This is a genomic window from Geobacillus sp. 46C-IIa, from assembly GCF_014679505.1.
In the GTDB taxonomy this organism is placed as follows: domain Bacteria; phylum Bacillota; class Bacilli; order Bacillales; family Anoxybacillaceae; genus Geobacillus.
The window spans coordinates 2,263,037-2,279,905 of record NZ_CP061474.1 but is presented as its reverse complement, the minus strand read 5'-3'; the positions used below and the strand labels follow the sequence as shown (position 1 = coordinate 2,279,905).

Annotated in this window: 19 protein-coding genes; all 19 read left to right on the top strand. The window is 55.5% G+C overall.

Translation table 11 applies throughout. From position 1 onward, the window contains the following. Positions 1-465: 465 nt before the first annotated feature. The 19 genes from fapR (at position 466) to IC803_RS11165 (ending at position 16,856) form a co-directional block, all read left to right on the top strand. A complete protein-coding gene (gene fapR / locus IC803_RS11255; protein ID WP_063166328.1) occupies positions 466-1,062 on the top strand; it encodes a transcription factor FapR in 597 nt (198 codons plus the stop codon). Then, positions 1,046-2,032 carry a phosphate acyltransferase PlsX gene (gene plsX / locus IC803_RS11250; RefSeq protein ID WP_081206840.1) on the top strand — a complete coding sequence of 329 codons (987 nt, stop codon included), beginning with the start codon at positions 1,046-1,048 and terminating at the stop codon, positions 2,030-2,032. Before fapR ends, plsX begins: the two co-directional genes overlap by 17 nt. A gap of 17 nt (positions 2,033-2,049) precedes the next feature. Continuing rightward, a complete protein-coding gene (gene fabD / locus IC803_RS11245; protein ID WP_081206841.1) occupies positions 2,050-2,991 on the top strand; it encodes an ACP S-malonyltransferase in 942 nt (313 codons plus the stop codon). Positions 2,992-2,993: 2 nt separating this feature from the next. Next, positions 2,994-3,737, top strand: coding sequence for a 3-oxoacyl-[acyl-carrier-protein] reductase (gene fabG / locus IC803_RS11240; protein ID WP_081206842.1), 744 nt, complete (start codon positions 2,994-2,996; stop codon positions 3,735-3,737). A 60-nt stretch (positions 3,738-3,797) separates the two neighbouring features. After that, complete coding sequence (locus IC803_RS11235; RefSeq protein WP_020959317.1) at positions 3,798-4,031, top strand: acyl carrier protein; 234 nt, start codon at positions 3,798-3,800, stop codon at positions 4,029-4,031. A gap of 177 nt (positions 4,032-4,208) precedes the next feature. Continuing rightward, the gene (gene rnc, locus IC803_RS11230; protein WP_081206843.1) at positions 4,209-4,949 is read left to right on the top strand and encodes a ribonuclease III; all 741 of its coding nucleotides are present in this window, start codon (positions 4,209-4,211) and stop codon (positions 4,947-4,949) included. 171 nt (positions 4,950-5,120) lie between these two features. Beyond that, on the top strand, positions 5,121-8,684 hold the full coding sequence (smc, locus tag IC803_RS11225) for a chromosome segregation protein SMC (protein ID WP_081206844.1): 3,564 nt from the start codon (positions 5,121-5,123) through the stop codon (positions 8,682-8,684). Between the two features lie 18 nt (positions 8,685-8,702). Further along, on the top strand, positions 8,703-9,692 hold the full coding sequence (gene ftsY / locus IC803_RS11220) for a signal recognition particle-docking protein FtsY (protein ID WP_081206845.1): 990 nt from the start codon (positions 8,703-8,705) through the stop codon (positions 9,690-9,692). Between the two features lie 270 nt (positions 9,693-9,962). Then, a complete protein-coding gene (locus IC803_RS11215; RefSeq protein ID WP_081206846.1) occupies positions 9,963-10,295 on the top strand; it encodes a putative DNA-binding protein in 333 nt (110 codons plus the stop codon). A 13-nt stretch (positions 10,296-10,308) separates the two neighbouring features. After that, positions 10,309-11,649, top strand: a complete 1,341-nt coding sequence (ffh, locus tag IC803_RS11210) for a signal recognition particle protein (RefSeq protein WP_081206847.1) — start codon at positions 10,309-10,311, stop codon at positions 11,647-11,649. A gap of 94 nt (positions 11,650-11,743) precedes the next feature. Continuing rightward, on the top strand, positions 11,744-12,016 hold the full coding sequence (gene rpsP, locus IC803_RS11205) for a 30S ribosomal protein S16 (RefSeq protein WP_008878614.1): 273 nt from the start codon (positions 11,744-11,746) through the stop codon (positions 12,014-12,016). An 11-nt stretch (positions 12,017-12,027) separates the two neighbouring features. After that, entirely contained in the window at positions 12,028-12,264 is a 237-nt protein-coding gene (locus IC803_RS11200) for a KH domain-containing protein (protein WP_081206848.1), read from the top strand. 46 nt (positions 12,265-12,310) lie between these two features. Beyond that, positions 12,311-12,697 (top strand): YlqD family protein, encoded by a 387-nt coding sequence (locus IC803_RS11195; protein ID WP_081206849.1) that lies wholly within the window; start codon positions 12,311-12,313, stop codon positions 12,695-12,697. 15 nt (positions 12,698-12,712) lie between these two features. After that, a complete protein-coding gene (rimM, locus tag IC803_RS11190) occupies positions 12,713-13,231 on the top strand; it encodes a ribosome maturation factor RimM (protein ID WP_081206850.1) in 519 nt (172 codons plus the stop codon). After that, the gene (gene trmD / locus IC803_RS11185; RefSeq protein ID WP_184317505.1) at positions 13,231-13,965 is read left to right on the top strand and encodes a tRNA (guanosine(37)-N1)-methyltransferase TrmD; all 735 of its coding nucleotides are present in this window, start codon (positions 13,231-13,233) and stop codon (positions 13,963-13,965) included. Before rimM ends, trmD begins: the two co-directional genes overlap by 1 nt. A gap of 136 nt (positions 13,966-14,101) precedes the next feature. After that, entirely contained in the window at positions 14,102-14,452 is a 351-nt protein-coding gene (rplS, locus tag IC803_RS11180; protein WP_081206852.1) for a 50S ribosomal protein L19, read from the top strand. A 101-nt stretch (positions 14,453-14,553) separates the two neighbouring features. Beyond that, positions 14,554-15,105: a signal peptidase I gene (gene lepB, locus IC803_RS11175; RefSeq protein ID WP_081206853.1), complete on the top strand. Its 552-nt coding sequence runs from the start codon at positions 14,554-14,556 to the stop codon at positions 15,103-15,105. A gap of 12 nt (positions 15,106-15,117) precedes the next feature. Further along, the gene (gene ylqF / locus IC803_RS11170) at positions 15,118-15,984 is read left to right on the top strand and encodes a ribosome biogenesis GTPase YlqF (RefSeq protein ID WP_081206854.1); all 867 of its coding nucleotides are present in this window, start codon (positions 15,118-15,120) and stop codon (positions 15,982-15,984) included. Positions 15,985-16,076: 92 nt separating this feature from the next. Beyond that, positions 16,077-16,856: a ribonuclease HII gene (locus IC803_RS11165; protein WP_081206855.1), complete on the top strand. Its 780-nt coding sequence runs from the start codon at positions 16,077-16,079 to the stop codon at positions 16,854-16,856. Positions 16,857-16,869 lie beyond the last annotated feature (13 nt).

Below are 16,869 nucleotides of genomic sequence, written 5' to 3'. Positions count from 1 at the left end.
GGCGAGCGAAGCGGTTGGCGCACATGCGCGCCCCGCTGTTTTTATGGCTGTTTTCTTTCAAAGCCTAGAGGACTGGTGATTTCGTACAAAATACTGCTAGTTCCAGCTGTTTCTCAATTAGAGAAACCTTGCGGAATCCACTTTCTTTTTTAGCGAAATGCCGCTGATTTGCTCGTGACAGGCGTTTTTCACCGGCTTTCTAGAGGATGGATGAATAGATTTCTCTAATTGAAAAAACTTGATTTTTGGGTGATAAAACATCATGGATGGAAGGAAACGGTGGCTTTTCGTCGGCCTTCTAGGAGGTTGCCGCCATGGCGGGCTGAGCCCGAATCACATTTTTTGCTGACAGACGGTTTTCGGCAAAATGTGGACGCTTTTCACTTTTTCCGCTTGCATTCCGTTTTTTGATATTATATATTACCTTTAGTACCTAGTCATAGAATCGGACGGTGTAACAAATCGATGAGAAAAAGCAAACGCGAACGGCAACGGCTGCTGCAGGAGACGATCCGGGAAAACCCGTTTGTGACTGACGAAGAGCTGGCGGAGAAATTTTCCGTCAGCGTGCAGACGATCCGCCTCGACCGGCTTGAGTTGTCCATTCCCGAGCTGCGCGAGCGCATCAAACACGTCGCCCGCCAGTCGTTCGCCGATAAAGTGCGGGCGTTGCCGCTTGAGGAAGTGATTGGTGACATCATTGACATCGAGCCGGACGCGAGCGCCATTTCGATTTTCGATGTCAAAGAGGAACACGTCTTTCGGCGCACCCGCATCGCCCGCGGCCACCATTTGTTCGCCCAGGCGAATTCGCTTGCTGTTGCCGTCATCCACGACGAATTGGCGCTGACGGCGAAAGCGACGATCCGCTTCGTGCGTCAAGTGAAAGAAGGCGAGCGGGTCGTGGCGAAGGCGAAAGTGACCGGCAAAACGAAGAGCGGGCGCACGGTCGTTGACGTGAACAGCTATGTCGGCCAAGAGCTCGTGTTTTCGGGAACGTTCGAAATGTATCGCTCAAACATGGAAAAAAAGGATGGCGACAGCAATGAACATCGCGATTGACGCTATGGGGGGAGACCATGCCCCGCAAGAAATCGTGCTTGGTGCGGCAAGAGCCGCCGCGCATTTTTCCGATATTCGCATTACCTTAATTGGCGATGAAGCGAAAATTCGCCCGTACTTGCCGAGTGAGGAGCGCATTTCGATCATCCACGCTGATGAAGTGATTGAAGCGACCGATGAGCCGGTGCGGGCGGTGCGGCGCAAAAAACATTCGTCGCTGGTGCGCATGGCCGAAGAGGTGAAAGAAGGGCGCGCGGACGCCTGCATTTCCGCCGGCAATACCGGGGCGCTCATGGCCGCCGGGCTGTTTGTCGTCGGACGGGCAGCCGGCATCGACCGGCCGGCGCTCGCGCCGACGCTGCCGACGGTGGACGGAAAAGGGTTTGTCTTTTTAGACGTCGGCGCCAACGTGGACGCCCGCCCGGAACACTTGCAGCAATATGCGCTGATGGGGCATGTGTACGCCAAGCAAGTGCGGGGCATCGCGAATCCGCGCATCGGTTTGCTCAATGTCGGCACAGAAGACCAGAAAGGGAATGAAACGATGAAGCGGGCGTTTGCTCTGCTGAAAGAAACGAACCTTCATTTCATCGGCAACGTCGAAGCGCGCGACTTGCTGCAAGGAGTGGCCGATGTCGTCGTCGCCGACGGCTTTTCCGGCAATGTCGCTTTAAAAACGATTGAAGGGACGGCGATGGCGCTCTTTTCTTTGCTCAAGCAGACGCTGACAAGCAGCGTGGCGGCCAAACTCGCCGCCGCTGTGCTCAAGCCGAAGCTTTCCGGGCTGAAAAAGATGATGGACTACTCCGAATACGGCGGTGCAGCGCTGTTTGGCTTGAACGCTCCGGTCATTAAAGCGCACGGTTCATCCGATGCGAACGCCATTTTCCACGCCGTCCGCCAGGCGCGCGAAATGGTGGCGAATGACGTGATCGGCACGATCAAAGCGGAGCTGGAACGGACATCATAAATCAAGGAGGAACGGGAATGGGGAAAATCGCCTTTTTATTTCCAGGTCAAGGATCACAAACGGTCGGCATGGCGAAAGACGCCGCCGACCATGACGCCCGCGCCCGAGCGGTCATCGAAGCGGCCGACGAACGGCTCGGATTTCCGCTTTCAGCGCTCATGTTCAACGGGCCGCAAGAGGAGTTGACGCTCACGTACAACGCCCAGCCGGCGCTCTTGACCGCGAGCATCGCTTTGTTGGAGCTCGTCAAAGCCGCCGGGTTCAAGGCTCATTATGTCGCCGGTCATAGTTTAGGCGAATATACAGCGCTCGTCGCCGCCGGCGCCATGTCGTTTGCCGACGCCGTCTACGCGGTGCGCCGCCGCGGCGAACTGATGGACGAAGCGGTGCCGGCCGGCGAAGGTACGATGGCTGCGGTGTTGGGAATGGAAGCGGAAGCGCTCGAGGCGGTGACGAACGAAATTGCTGCCCAAGGCGATCCGGTCGAGCCGGCCAACTTCAACTGCCCGGGGCAAATTGTCATCTCCGGCTCGAAAGCGGGAGTGGAAAAAGCGGGGCAGCTGGCAAAAGAGCGCGGCGCCAAGCGCGTCATTCCGCTTGAGGTGAGCGGGCCGTTTCATTCCGTGCTCATGAAACCGGCATCGGAGCAGCTGCAACAAGTCCTTGCCGGCTTGAGCATCCGGGATGCCGACATTCCGGTAATCGCCAATGTGACTGCTGAGCCGGTGACGAAGAAAGAAGACATCGCCCGCCTGCTTATTGAGCAGCTGTATTCGCCGGTGCGCTGGGAGCAGTCGGTGCGCACGCTTTTGGCGCTTGGTGTCGACACGTTTGTGGAAATTGGGCCGGGGAAAGTGTTGTCCGGCCTCGTGAAAAAAATCGACCGCAACGCCCGCGTTTATGCGGTAAACGATCTTGCTTCCCTGGAAGCGGCCGTTGCGGCGCTGAAAGGAGAATAACGATGCTCGAAGGAAAAATCGCCCTCGTCACCGGAGCGTCGCGCGGCATCGGCCGGGCAGTCGCTCTTGAGCTCGCCCGCCAAGGGGCGAACGTTGCCGTCAACTATGCCGGCAGCGAAGCAAAGGCGAACGAAGTTGTCGAAACGATCCGTTCGCTTGGCCGCGAGGCGTTCGCCGTGCAGGCGGATGTCGCCCGCGCCGAGGATGTGGAGCGCATGGTAAAAACGGTGCTCGACCAATTTGGCCGCCTCGACATTTTGGTGAACAACGCCGGCATTACGCGCGACAATTTATTGATGCGGATGAAAGAAGAAGAATGGGATGCCGTGATTAACACGAACTTAAAAGGGGTATTTCTTTGTACGAAGGCCGTCACACGACCGATGATGAAACAGCGCTATGGGCGGATCATCAACGTCGCTTCGGTCGTCGGCGTGATCGGCAACCCCGGGCAGGCGAATTACGTTGCCGCCAAAGCCGGCGTCATCGGGCTGACGAAGACGGCGGCGCGTGAACTCGCCAGCCGCAACATTACGGTCAACGCCATCGCGCCGGGATTTATTACGACCGACATGACGGAGGCGCTCAGCGCGGAGCTGAAAGAAGAAATGTTAAAGCAAATTCCGCTCGCCCGCTTCGGCGAGCCGGGTGACGTCGCCCGCGTCGCCGCGTTTCTCGCTTCGGACGCGGCCGGCTATATGACCGGCCAGACGCTTCATGTCGATGGCGGCATGGTTATGCCATAGTCAAACGCCTCTAGTATTTTTTTGGCGAATGGACTATAATCATGAAGGGAGGTGAACGCAATGGCAGACGTATTGGAGCGTGTAACGAAAATTATTGTCGACCGCTTAGGGGTTGACGAATCACAAGTGACGCTTGAGGCGTCGTTCAAAGATGATTTGGGCGCCGACTCGCTCGACATCGTCGAACTGGTCATGGAGCTCGAAGATGAATTCAACATGGAAATTTCCGATGAAGAAGCGGAAAAAATCGTCACAGTCGGAGATGCTGTGAACTACATAAAAAGCCATCTGTAATGCCGCTTTTTTGCAAAGTCCCGTTGCTCCGAACGGGGCTTTCTCTGCTTTTTTAAGAATGCTCGGCAGTTCCTGGGGGAAAGCAAACCGTCCCCGTTGGCGTAGCGGGGCGGCGAACGGATATAATAAAGATAGCATACGGCCAGTTTGTCTGGAACGAAGTCGGAGGGCATTTTTATGTCAAAACAAAAAGATAAAGAGCGCATTTATGAAAAAAGGCGGGTGAAGTTTCAAGAACTGCAGAAGAAGATCGGCATCACCTTCCAAAATGAAAGGCTGTTGATGCAGGCGTTCACCCATTCATCGTATGTGAATGAGCATCGGCGGCGGCTCCATGAGGACAACGAGCGGCTCGAGTTTTTAGGCGATGCCGTGCTGGAGCTGACCGTTTCCCAATATTTGTTTCAAAAGTTTCCGCATATGAGCGAAGGGCAATTGACGAAGCTAAGGGCGGCCATCGTCTGCGAGCCGTCGCTTGTGAAATTTGCCAACGCTTTGTCGTTCGGCGAGCTTGTTTTGCTCGGCAAAGGCGAAGAGCTGACCGGCGGGCGGACGCGTCCGGCGCTGCTCGCTGATGTGTTCGAGGCGTTTATCGGCGCTCTTTATTTGGACCAAGGAATGGACGCGGTCATTCGTTTTTTAGGCCAAACGATGTTCCCGAAGATCGACGAAGGTGCTTTTTCTCATGTGATGGATTTTAAAAGCCAATTGCAGGAATTGGTGCAACGCGACGGGAGCGGAACGCTTGAATACGCCATTTTGGAAGAAAAAGGACCGGCCCACAACAAAGAATTTGTCGCCCGGGTGGCGCTGAACGGCCAAGAACTTGGCATCGGCGTCGGCCGCTCGAAAAAAGAGGCGGAGCAGCATGCGGCGCAAATGGCGCTCGAAACGCTGCGGGCCGCCGACAGGCAATAGAAGGCTGGCGCTTGACGTCAGTCTTTTTCTATGAACATTTTTCCTATTAGCGTTTTTTTTGTCTTTGTATGGTATAGTGATAAAAGATACAATCTCCTCGTCCGCCGTCCTGTCCGGCGGGAGGGGATGTTCACAACGGATTACAGCGGAAAGATGGTGAGGCACCAGACCATGTTCCTCAAACGGTTGGATGTGATCGGCTTCAAATCGTTCGCCGATCGCGTATCGATTGACTTCGTTCCCGGCGTGACGGCGGTCGTCGGCCCGAACGGAAGCGGCAAAAGCAACATTACGGATGCGATCCGTTGGGTGCTCGGAGAACAGTCCGCGAAGTCGCTGCGCGGCGCGAAAATGGAAGACGTCATTTTCGCCGGCAGCGATTCGCGCAAGCCGCTCAACGTGGCCGAAGTGACGATCACGCTTGATAACGAGGACGGCTTTTTGCCGTTAGAGTACCAGGAAGTCAGCGTAACCCGGCGCGTCTATCGCTCCGGGGAAAGCGAATTTTTCATCAACCGTCAGCCGTGCCGCCTTAAAGATATTGTCGACTTGTTTCTCGACTCCGGGCTCGGCAAGGAGGCGTTTTCGATCATCGGCCAAGGCCGGGTCGAAGAAATTTTAAGCAGCAAGCCGGAAGAGCGGCGCACGATTTTTGAAGAAGCAGCCGGCGTCTTGAAATATAAGCTGCGAAAAAAAAAGGCGGAGACGAAACTGGCGGAAACGCAAGATAACTTGCACCGCATCAACGACATTTTGCACGAGCTTGAGCAGCAGCTTGAACCGCTCCGGATGCAGGCGTCGGCCGCCAAAGAATATTTGGAGAAACGGGAGGAGCTCGAGCGGTTTGAAGTGGCGCTCATGGTGCACGACATCGAGCAGCTGTATGAGCAATGGAACGAGCTGAAGGCAGCGTTTGATCAGCACCAGCAAGACGAAGGGGCGCTGGCGGCGGTGTTGCAAAAAATGGAAGCGGACATTGAGCAGTTGCGCGACCAAATCACCGCTATTGACGAATCCGTCGACGGCTTGCAGCAAGTGCTCCTCTTAGCGAGCGAGGAGCTTGAAAAGCTGGAAGGGCGGAAAGAAGTGCTGAAAGAGCGGAAAAAACATGCCGCCAAACGAATCGCGCAGCTCGATGAAGCGACCGCTGCCCTAGCGGCGAAACGGCGCCGCCTCACGGAACAGCTCCATTCGGAGCAGGCAGCGCTCGCCGAGCTCGAGACAGCCGCCGCGGCGCTTGAGAAAGCGTTGAAAGAGAAGCAGGCGTCGCTTTCGGCGTATGAGATGGATATTGACGAAGAAATTGAACAGCGAAAGAGCGACTACATTGACCTTGTCCACGAACAGGCGGTGTTGAAAAACGAGCGTATGCATGTAGAGCAAGCGATCAGCAGGCTGCGCGCCAAGCAGGCGTCGCTGGCGGAAGCGAACGGCCATCATCTCGCCGAACGCGAACAGCTCGAGCGAAAGCGGATGGCTTTATCCGCCGAGCAATCCCGCCTCGAACGGGCCATGGCCGAAGCGCGCGACAAACAAGCCGCCCTCGCTGCCGCGCTTAAGGCGCAAAAAACGGAGCTTGAACAGAAAGAAACGCTGCTCCATCAAGCGCGCCAATATCGGCAACAGGCAAAGGCGCGCCAGCAATGGCTTGAAGAGATGCAGCACGATTACGCCGGCTTTTTTCAAGGGGTGAAAGAAGTATTAAAAGCGCGCGGCCGGCTGCCTGGCATTCACGGTGCGGTCGTTGAGCTCATCCGCGTCCCAGACCGCTACGAAACCGCGATCGAAACGGCGCTCGGCGGGGCGATGCAGCACATTGTCGTCGACAGCGAATCGGCGGCGCGGCAAGCCATTCATTATTTGAAGGCGAACGGCTACGGACGGGCGACGTTTTTGCCGCTTGAGGTCATCCAGGCGCGCTCCCTTTCCGAACGAGAGCGGGCGGCGGTTAGCGGCCACCCGGCGTTTGTCGGCGTTGCGAGCGAGCTCGTCGAGTGTGAGCGCGCGTATGCGGCGGCGATCGCCCATTTGCTCGGCCACGTCATCGTGACGGTTGACTTAAAAGGGGCAAACGAGCTGGCAAAGCTTCTCCATTATCGCTACCGGCTCGTGACGCTCGACGGCGATGTCGTCAGCCCGGGCGGGGCCATGACGGGCGGCGGGGCGGCGAAAAAGGCGGCCTCCCTATTAAGCCGAAACCGCGAGCTCGAAACGCTTGCGGTGAAACTACAGGAAATGGATGAAAAAATCGCGCAGCTTGAGCGCGACATCGCGGCGAAACAGCGCGAACGGGCGGAACGGGAAGCAGAGGCGGCCGCGCTCGAGCAAGAGCTCTCGGGGTTGCAGCAGGCGATGCAGGCACAAAAAGATGAGCAGCGCGAACTCGAATGGCAAAAAAAGCGAATCGATGAGCGGCTCGCCTTATATGACGAAGAAAAAGCAAACGATGAGCGTGAAATCGCGGAGCTGAACAACCGCCTGCACGCCATTGACGGGCAGCTTCAGCAGCTGGCCGAGAAGCTGCAGGCGATCGATAGGGACATCGGCCGGCTGCAGGCGCAAAAACAGACGGAACAAACGACAAAAGAGGCGCTTCAGGCGGCGATCACCGAGGAAAAAATCGCCTTGGCGGAAACGAGGGAGCGGGTGAAGCACGCGCGCCGGAAAGCGGAGGAGTTGGAAGCCGAACTGGCGGAAACCGACGGCGAGCTTCGGGCAGCCGAACAGGAGCGGGCCGCTTTGGCCGCGGAAATGAACGCACCGGCGTGGAACGAGGACGAACTCGAAGCGCAGCGTCAGCAAAAACTGGAAGACAAGCAAAAAACGATTGAACTGATCGCCAGCCGCCGCGAGCAGCGGCTTGACTGCCAAGGGCGGCTCGAGCATTTGGAGCGGGAATGGAAAGAAGCGAAGCGGCAGCATAAACAGCTCGCCGAGGCGGTGAAAGATGAGGAAGTGAAGCTGAACCGGCTGGATGTGGAACTCGACAACTTGCTTGCCCGCCTCCGTGAAGAGTACGGGCTGTCGTTTGATGCGGCCCGTTCCGCGTACCCGCTTCATATCGAGGCCGAGGAGGCGCGCAAGCGGGTGAAGCTCATCAAGCGCGCCATTGATGAGCTTGGCACTGTCAATTTAGGGGCGATCGACGAATATGAGCGCGTTTCCGAGCGGCACCGCTTTTTAAGCGAGCAAAAAACCGACCTCGAAGAAGCGAAAGCGACGCTTCACCAAGTGATTGACGAAATGGATGGGGAAATGAAAAAACGGTTTTTCTCGACGTTTGAACAAATCCGCGCTCAGTTTGGCGAGGTGTTCCGCGAGCTGTTTGGCGGCGGCCGCGCCGATTTGCGGCTGACCGATCCGAGCGACCTGCTAGAAACCGGAGTCGACATCGTCGCCCAGCCGCCCGGGAAAAAGCTGCAGCATTTAAGCTTGCTCTCTGGCGGCGAGCGGGCGCTGACGGCAATCGCCCTTTTGTTTTCTATTTTAAAAGTGCGCCCGGTGCCGTTTTGCGTTCTTGACGAAGTCGAGGCAGCGCTCGACGAGGCGAACGTACAGCGGTACGCGCAATATTTAAAACAGTTTAGCAGGCAAACGCAGTTTATCGTCATCACCCATCGAAAAGGGACGATGGAAGAGGCCGACGTGCTTTATGGCGTCACAATGCAGGAATCGGGCGTCTCGAAGCTCGTTTCCGTTCGCCTTGAAGATTCGAAGCAGCTTGTGCAGTCATAGTGGAAAGGAGGAGCCTTCATGGGCTTTTTTCAAAAGTTGAAAGAAAAATGGACGAAACAAGCCGATGCCGTCACCGAAAAGTTTAAAGAAGGGCTGTCAAAAACGCGCGATTCGCTTGCCGGAAAGGTGAACGATCTGATCGCCCGCTACCGGAAAGTGGATGAAGAGTTTTTTGAAGAGCTCGAGGAAATTTTAATCGCCGCCGATGTCGGCGTCGCGACCGTCATGGAGTTGGTTGACGAGCTGAAAATGGAAGTGAAGCGCCGCAACATTCAAGACTCGGCGCAAATGCGCGACGTCATCGCCGAGAAGCTCATCGACATTTATCGCGCCGGCGCCGGCGATGAGGAACTGGCCGCCTTAACTATGCAAGAAGGCGGGCTGACCGTCATTTTGTTCGTCGGCGTCAACGGCGTCGGCAAAACGACGACGATCGGAAAACTTGCCCATAAGCTGAAATCGGAAGGAAAATCGGTGCTGTTGGCCGCCGGTGACACGTTCCGCGCTGGGGCGATCGAGCAGCTCGAGGTGTGGGGCGAGCGCGTCGGTGTCGACGTCATTAAGCAAGCGGCCGGCTCTGACCCGGCAGCGGTCATGTACGACGCGATCCAAGCGGCAAAGGCGCGCGGCGTCGATGTATTGTTATGCGATACAGCCGGGCGGCTGCAAAACAAAGTGAATTTAATGAAGGAGCTTGAAAAAGTGAAGCGCGTCATCAGCCGCGAAATTCCGGGCGCGCCGCATGAAGTGCTGCTTGTGCTCGATGCGACGACCGGACAAAACGCCATGAGCCAGGCGAAGCTGTTTAAGGAAGCGACCGATGTCACCGGCATTGTGTTGACGAAGCTCGACGGCACGGCGAAAGGCGGCATCGTGCTTGCCATTCGCAACGAGCTTGCCATCCCGGTGAAATTTGTCGGCCTCGGCGAAAAAATGGACGACTTGCAGCCGTTTGATCCGGAAAAATACGTTTACGGGCTGTTTGCCGGGTTGTTTGATGAACAATAACGCCGCCTTGTTCGCAAGTCATCGTGCAAGCAGCCGGTTCAAAGCAAGATGCTGCTTGCCGGATCATATCGTTTTTCGGCAGCGGGGCGGCCCGCACTGAAACGGCATCCGCTTCTCGTCGGGGCTGGCGGCCATCGCCGCCAGCCCTGCTTTTGTTGCGACAAGGAAGTGAAACAAAACGAATGGGCGTTATCTTGACAATTGCCGGGAAACAAAGTACACTCACTCTTGTAAAGGATTTTCACTTAACAATGAGGGAGGGAGAGTCCGGTGCTCGAAAAAACGATGCGCATGAACTATTTGTACGATTTCTATCAAGCGCTGCTGACACCGAAACAGCGCAATTACATGGCGCTTTACTACTTGGACGACTACTCCCTCGGGGAAATTGCCGAACAATATGAGGTGAGCCGCCAGGCGGTGTACGATAATATCCGGCGCACGGAAGCGATGCTGGAGCAATATGAGGAAAAACTCGGACTGCTGCAAAAATATGAACGGCGACAGCGGCTCATTGGGCGACTAAAAGACTACGTTCGCCAACATTATAGCACCGATGCTGAATTGGCGGCGCTAGTCAACGAGCTTGATGAGCTCGATTAAGGGGGTGACCGCTATGGCGTTTGAAGGGTTGTCCGAACGCTTGCAACATGTCATGAATCGAATCCGCGGCAAAGGGAAAGTGACCGAGGCCGACGTAAAAGAGATGATGCGCGAAGTGCGTCTTGCCTTGTTAGAGGCCGACGTCAACTTTAAAGTCGTGAAAGACTTTATTAAACGGGTGAGCGAGCGGGCCGTCGGGCAGGAAGTGATGAAAAGCTTAACGCCCGGCCAGCAAGTCATTAAGGTCGTAAAAGAAGAGCTGACAGCGCTCATGGGCGGCGAGCAAAGCAAAATCGCCGTCGCGAAGAAGCCGCCGACGGTCGTCATGATGGTCGGGCTGCAAGGGGCCGGGAAAACGACGACGACCGGGAAGCTCGCCAACTTGCTGCGCAAGCGGCATAACCGCAAGCCGCTGCTTGTAGCCGCTGATGTCTATCGTCCGGCGGCGATCAAGCAGCTCGAGACGCTCGGCAAGCAGCTGAACGTGCCCGTTTTTTCGCTAGGCGAGCACGCTAACCCGGTGGAGATCGCCAAACAGGCGCTCGAGCGAGCGAAAGAGGAGCATTACGACTACGTGCTCATCGATACGGCCGGCCGTCTTCACGTCGACGAGGCGCTCATGGATGAGCTGAAGCAAATGAAAGAAGCGGTCAAGCCAGATGAAATTTTCCTTGTCGTTGACGCCATGACCGGGCAAGATGCCGTCAATGTCGCACAAAGCTTTCATGAGCAGCTCGGCATTACCGGCGTCATTTTAACGAAGCTCGACGGCGATACGCGCGGCGGGGCGGCGCTGTCAATCCGCGCCGTCACCGGGGCGCCGATCAAGTTTGCTGGGATGGGCGAAAAGCTCGACGCTTTAGAGCCGTTCCATCCGGAGCGGATGGCGTCGCGCATTTTAGGAATGGGCGACGTCTTGACGCTCATTGAAAAAGCGCAGGCCGCCGTTGACGAGGAGAAGGCGAAAGAGCTCGAGCAAAAAATGCGCACGGCAACGTTCACGTTCGACGACTTTTTGGACCAGCTCGGCCAAGTGCGCAAGCTCGGCCCGCTCGACGAAATTTTAAAAATGCTGCCGGGAGCCAATAAAATCAAAGGGCTCGATAACATCCAAGTCGACGAAAAGCAAATCGCCCGCGTTGAAGCGATCATCCGCTCGATGACGAAAGAAGAAAAAATGCATCCGGAAATCATTAACGGCAGCCGGAAAAAGCGGATCGCCAAAGGAAGCGGCACGACCGTGCAGGAAGTAAACCGGCTTTTGAAGCAGTTTGACGACATGAAAAAAATGATGAAAATGATGACGAATATGCCCAAAGGGAAGAAAAAAGGATTTCGCTTCCCATTTATGTAAATGATGTTCTGTTAAGCGAAAAACCTTTACAAACGGAAAAAGAATTGTTAATATACTATCTTGTGTGAACTATATACGGAGGTGCGTACAAACTATGGCAGTAAAAATTCGTTTAAAACGCATGGGTGCAAAGAAAAACCCGTTCTACCGCATCGTTGTGGCAGACTCGCGCTCGCCGCGCGACGGCCGTTTTATTGAAACGATCGGCACGTACAACCCGGTCGCCGAGCCGGCGGAAATTAAAATCAACGAAGAGCTGGCGCTCAAATGGCTGCAAAACGGCGCCAAACCGTCGGATACGGTGCGCAGCTTGCTGTCGAAACAAGGCATTTTAGAGAAGTTCCATAACTTAAAATACGGCAAATAAGCGAGACAGGCATGAAACCGCTCATTGAAACGATCGTTAAGGCGCTTGTTGATCATCCGGAAGCGGTGGCGGTCGACAGCCGCGAAGAAGAGACGGCGGTCGTCTATGAGCTGTCGGTGCATGATGAGGATGTCGGCAAAGTGATCGGCAAGCAAGGAAGGACGATCCATGCCATTCGTACGGTCGTCTATGCTGCCGCGGCCGGGTCGCCAAAGCGGGTCATCGTGCAAGTGAAAGAAAAAGGGTGAGGATGTTCCTCTCCCTTTTTTGATATCGCCGTAAAGGGGGATGAGGATGAAGCTCATTCAAACGGTCGAGGTGCGGCAAGTTGTCACCGAGCGAAGCAAACAGACGCTCGCCGCTGCGTTTGCGGCGCGCAAGCAGCAGCTCGAGCGCGAGTGCGACCAGCTTCGTTTCGAACAAAAGAAAATGGAGAAAAGCGGAAAATATTCACCCGCTTTAGTGAAACAATATTTTGCAAAAGAAATTGATGACCGCATAGAGAAAATAAAGCTGCTTGAGTTTCAGCTTGAACAATTACATATGCTACCGTTAGGAAGCGAACTGAAGGAGCGGGAAGTCGAGGCGCTCGTTGAGGTGAACGTCGGCGACCGCTGGGAAGAGGTGACAAAGGCGCGCGCCATCATCGTTGAAGATGGCGTCGTCAAAGAGATTCGTTAAGAAGGGATGAAGGTGATGGAACGATGGTTTAACGTCGGCAAGATCGTCAATACGCACGGCATTCGCGGCGAGGTGCGCGTCATTTCGCGGACCGATTTTCCCGAAGAGCGGTACAAAAAAGGAAACAAACTGTACATTTTCCGTGAACGCGACGCCCAACCGGTCGAGGTGACCGTAAAAAGCCACCGCGTCCATAAATCGTTCGATTTGCTGTCGTTTGAAGGGTATGACAGCATTAACGACGTCGAGCCGTTTAAAGGGGCGATGCTGAAAGTGCCGGAGAGCCAGCTTGGCCAACTCGATGAAGGCGAGTATTATTTCCATGAGATTATCGGCTGCACGGTCGTGACAGAAAATGGGGAGACAATCGGCACGGTGCGGGAAATTTTAACGCCGGGGGCGAACGACGTTTGGGTCGTTCGGCGCCAAGATGGCACTGACGCGCTCATTCCGTATATTGATGATGTCGTTTTGCGCGTCGACACGGGGCGGAAAACGATCATCATCCGGCCGATGGAAGGGCTGCTTGAATGATGCGGATCGATATTTTAACGCTGTTTCCCGGCATGTTTTCCGCCGTGCTGAATGAGTCGATTTTAAAGAAGGCGCAAGAAAAGGGAGCGGTGACTATCCGCCTCGTTGACTTTCGCGAGTTTGCCGACAACAAGCATAAAACGGTCGACGATTATCCGTACGGCGGCGGCGCCGGCATGGTGTTGAAGCCGCAGCCGATTTTTGATGCGGTGGAGCACGTGACGGCGGAGTCGCCAGATGCGCGCATCGTTTTGCTTTGCCCGCAAGGTGAGCGCTACACGCAAAAAAAGGCGGAAGAGTTCGCCAAAGAAGAACATTTGGTGCTCATTTGCGGTCATTATGAAGGCTATGATGAGCGCATTCGCCAACATTTAGCGACCGATGAAATTTCGATCGGCGATTATATTTTGACCGGTGGGGAGCTCGGCGCGATGGTGATTGTTGACAGCGTTGTCCGCCTCCTTCCCGGGGTGCTTGGCAACGAGGCGTCGCCAGTTGATGACTCGTTCAGCTCCGGGCTGCTCGAGTATCCGCAATACACAAGGCCGGCCGATTTCCGCGGCATGAAAGTGCCCGATGTGTTGCTGTCAGGAAACCATCAGCTCATCGCCGAGTGGCGCGAGAAGGAATCGCTTCGCCGGACGTTTTTGCGCCGCCCGGATTTGCTTGCCGATTACCCGCTTACCGACAAGCAAAAGCAATGGCTGAAAGAATGGGAGCGAGAGCGCGAATAGCTATTGCCTGCAGCCGGTGTTTATGCTATCATATTCTTTGTGTGACTTAAGCGGCATGCTTAAGGATGGAAAACGATGTTCCGCTGCAATGAAGGAGACGCATTAGCATGAACATCTGTGGAAGGAGTGGAAAATGATGCATCATTTAATCCAAGAAATTACGAAAGAACAATTGCGGACCGATTTGCCGGATTTCCGCCCGGGTGACACGGTGCGCGTCCACGTAAAAGTCGTGGAAGGCAACCGCGAGCGCATTCAAGTGTTTGAAGGCGTCGTCATTAAACGGCGCGGGGCGGGCATCAGCGAGACGTTCACCGTCCGCAAAGTGTCCTACGGCGTCGGCGTTGAGCGCACGTTCCCGGTGCATACGCCGAAAATCGCCAAGCTCGAAATTGTCCGCCGCGGGAAAGTCCGCCGCGCGAAACTGTACTACTTGCGTGAACTTCGCGGCAAAGCGGCGCGCATTAAAGAAAAAACGGCTCAATAACGGACATCGGTGGGTCGCAGCGAAAAAGGAGCTTGCTTTCAAGCTCCTTTTTTCACTATCCGTCAGCGAAGCGGCTAAATTATCATTTAGGTGGGAGAAAGATGGAACAGAAGAAAAGCGAATGGCGCGAGTGGTTGAAAGCCATTGTCGTCGCGGTGTTGCTGGCCGGGGGCATCCGCTATTTTATTTTCGCCCCGATCATTGTCGACGGCTATTCGATGATGCCAACATTACATAACCACGAACGGATGATCGTCAATAAATTGGCGTATAAAATCGGCATGCCGCACCGCTTTGACATTATTGTTTTTCACGCCGAAGAAGGGAGAGACTATATTAAACGGGTCATCGGTCTGCCGGGCGACCGGATCGAATATAAAAATGACACGCTCTATGTCAACGGCAAGCCGTATGAAGAGCCGTATTTGGACGAATATAAAAAGCAGGTGGCCGACGGACCGCTGACCGAACCGTTTACGTTAGAGGAGCTGACCGGGCGGAGCACCGTGCCGGAAGGGCATTTGTTCGTCATGGGCGACAATCGCCGTTTCAGCAAAGACAGCCGCCATATCGGCTTCGTTCCGATGGAGAAAGTCGTCGGCAAGGCGAATATTGTCTACTGGCCGCTTGATGACGCTCGGATTGCGAAATAAACGAGGCAGGTGATGCCAATGACGACGATTCAATGGTTTCCCGGCCATATGGCGAAAGCGAAGCGGGAAGTGCAAGAAAAACTAAAGCTGATCGATGTGGCGTTCGAACTGCTGGACGCCCGCGTGCCGATGTCGTCGCGCAACCCGATGATTGACGAGATTCTCGGGCAAAAGCCGCGTCTCATTCTGCTCAATAAAGCCGATATGGCCGACGAGGCGGTGACGGAGCAATGGATCGGCTATTTCCGCGACCGAGGGAGAACCGCTATAGCCATCGACGCACAAAGCGGAACAGGGGTGAAGCAAATCACCGCTGCAGCGAAAGAGATGGTGAAAGACAAGTTCGACAAAATGCGGGCGAAAGGAATTAAAAACCCGCGTCCGGTGCGGGCGCTCATCGTCGGCATTCCAAACGTCGGCAAATCGACGCTCATCAATCGGCTTGCCGGCCGCCATATCGCCAAAACCGGCGATAAGCCGGGGGTGACTAAAGCGCAGCAATGGATCAAAGTCGGCAAAGAGATGGAGCTTCTTGATACACCCGGCATTTTATGGCCGAAGTTTGAGGACGAGGATGTCGGCTACAGGCTGGCGGTCACCGGCGCGATTAAGGATGAAATTTTAAATTTGCAAGACGTTGCGGTGTATGCGCTCCGCTTTTTATCTGACCATTATCCGGAGCGGCTTATGGAGCGATATGGCCTCGACAGCATTCCCGATGACATGGTCGCCTTGTTTGACGCCATCGGCCGGCGGCGCGGCTGCCTGACGGCGGGCGGCGGCATCGATTACGATAAAGTAGCCGATATCGTTTTGTATGACATCCGCACAGAAAAGTTAGGAAGGCTCAGCTTTGAAACGCCCGCTTTATGGACGTAATGCGTCCGGCGGGCGTTTTTCATTGGATTGAACTTTTCGCTTCACAACGGTCGGAATGCAGCCGATAGTATAAGTAGAAAAGGGAGAGGATTATGAAACAGTATACGGTGAAAGAAATTGAAGCGCTGCTTCCAGAGCTCGGGGGAGAAAGCGACCCGCGCTGGGAGATGCTGCAGCGCGATGAACGAAAAAGCGTGCAGGCGCTTCTGGCCCGCTTTGTTAAGCAAAAGGAACGGGAGGAAGCGGCGCGGCAGCGCTGGGAAGAGCTGATGCGCTATGAGCGTGAATTATATGCCGCCGGCATCGAGCGGATTGCCGGCATTGACGAGGCTGGGCGCGGACCGCTGGCCGGCCCGGTCGTCGCCGCGGCCGTCATTTTGCCGAAAGACGCTTACTTGCCGGGGCTTGATGATTCGAAACGGCTGACGCCAGCCAAGCGCGAGGCGCTGTTTGCGCAAATTGGGGTGTGCGCCGTGGCGATTGGCGTCGGCATTGTTAGTGCGGCCGAAATTGATGAGTGGAACATTTACGAGGCGACAAGGCAAGCGATGGCCAAAGCGGTCGCCGCGCTCTCGCCGCCGCCAGAGCATTTGCTTGTCGATGCGATGACCGTGCCGTGTGCGCTGCCGCAGCAGCGCCTCGTAAAAGGCGATGCCAATAGCGCCTCGATCGCTGCCGCGTCCATCATCGCCAAAGTGACGCGCGACCGGTGGATGCATGAGCTCGATCGCCGCTATCCGCAATATGGTTTTGCCCGCCATATGGGCTACGGGACGCCGGAACATCTTGCGGCGATTCGCCGCTATGGCGTGACAGACGAGCACCGCCGCTCGTTCGCCCCGGTAAAGGAAGCGCTCAATGTTCGAGCATAGCGGCCAAGGCGCG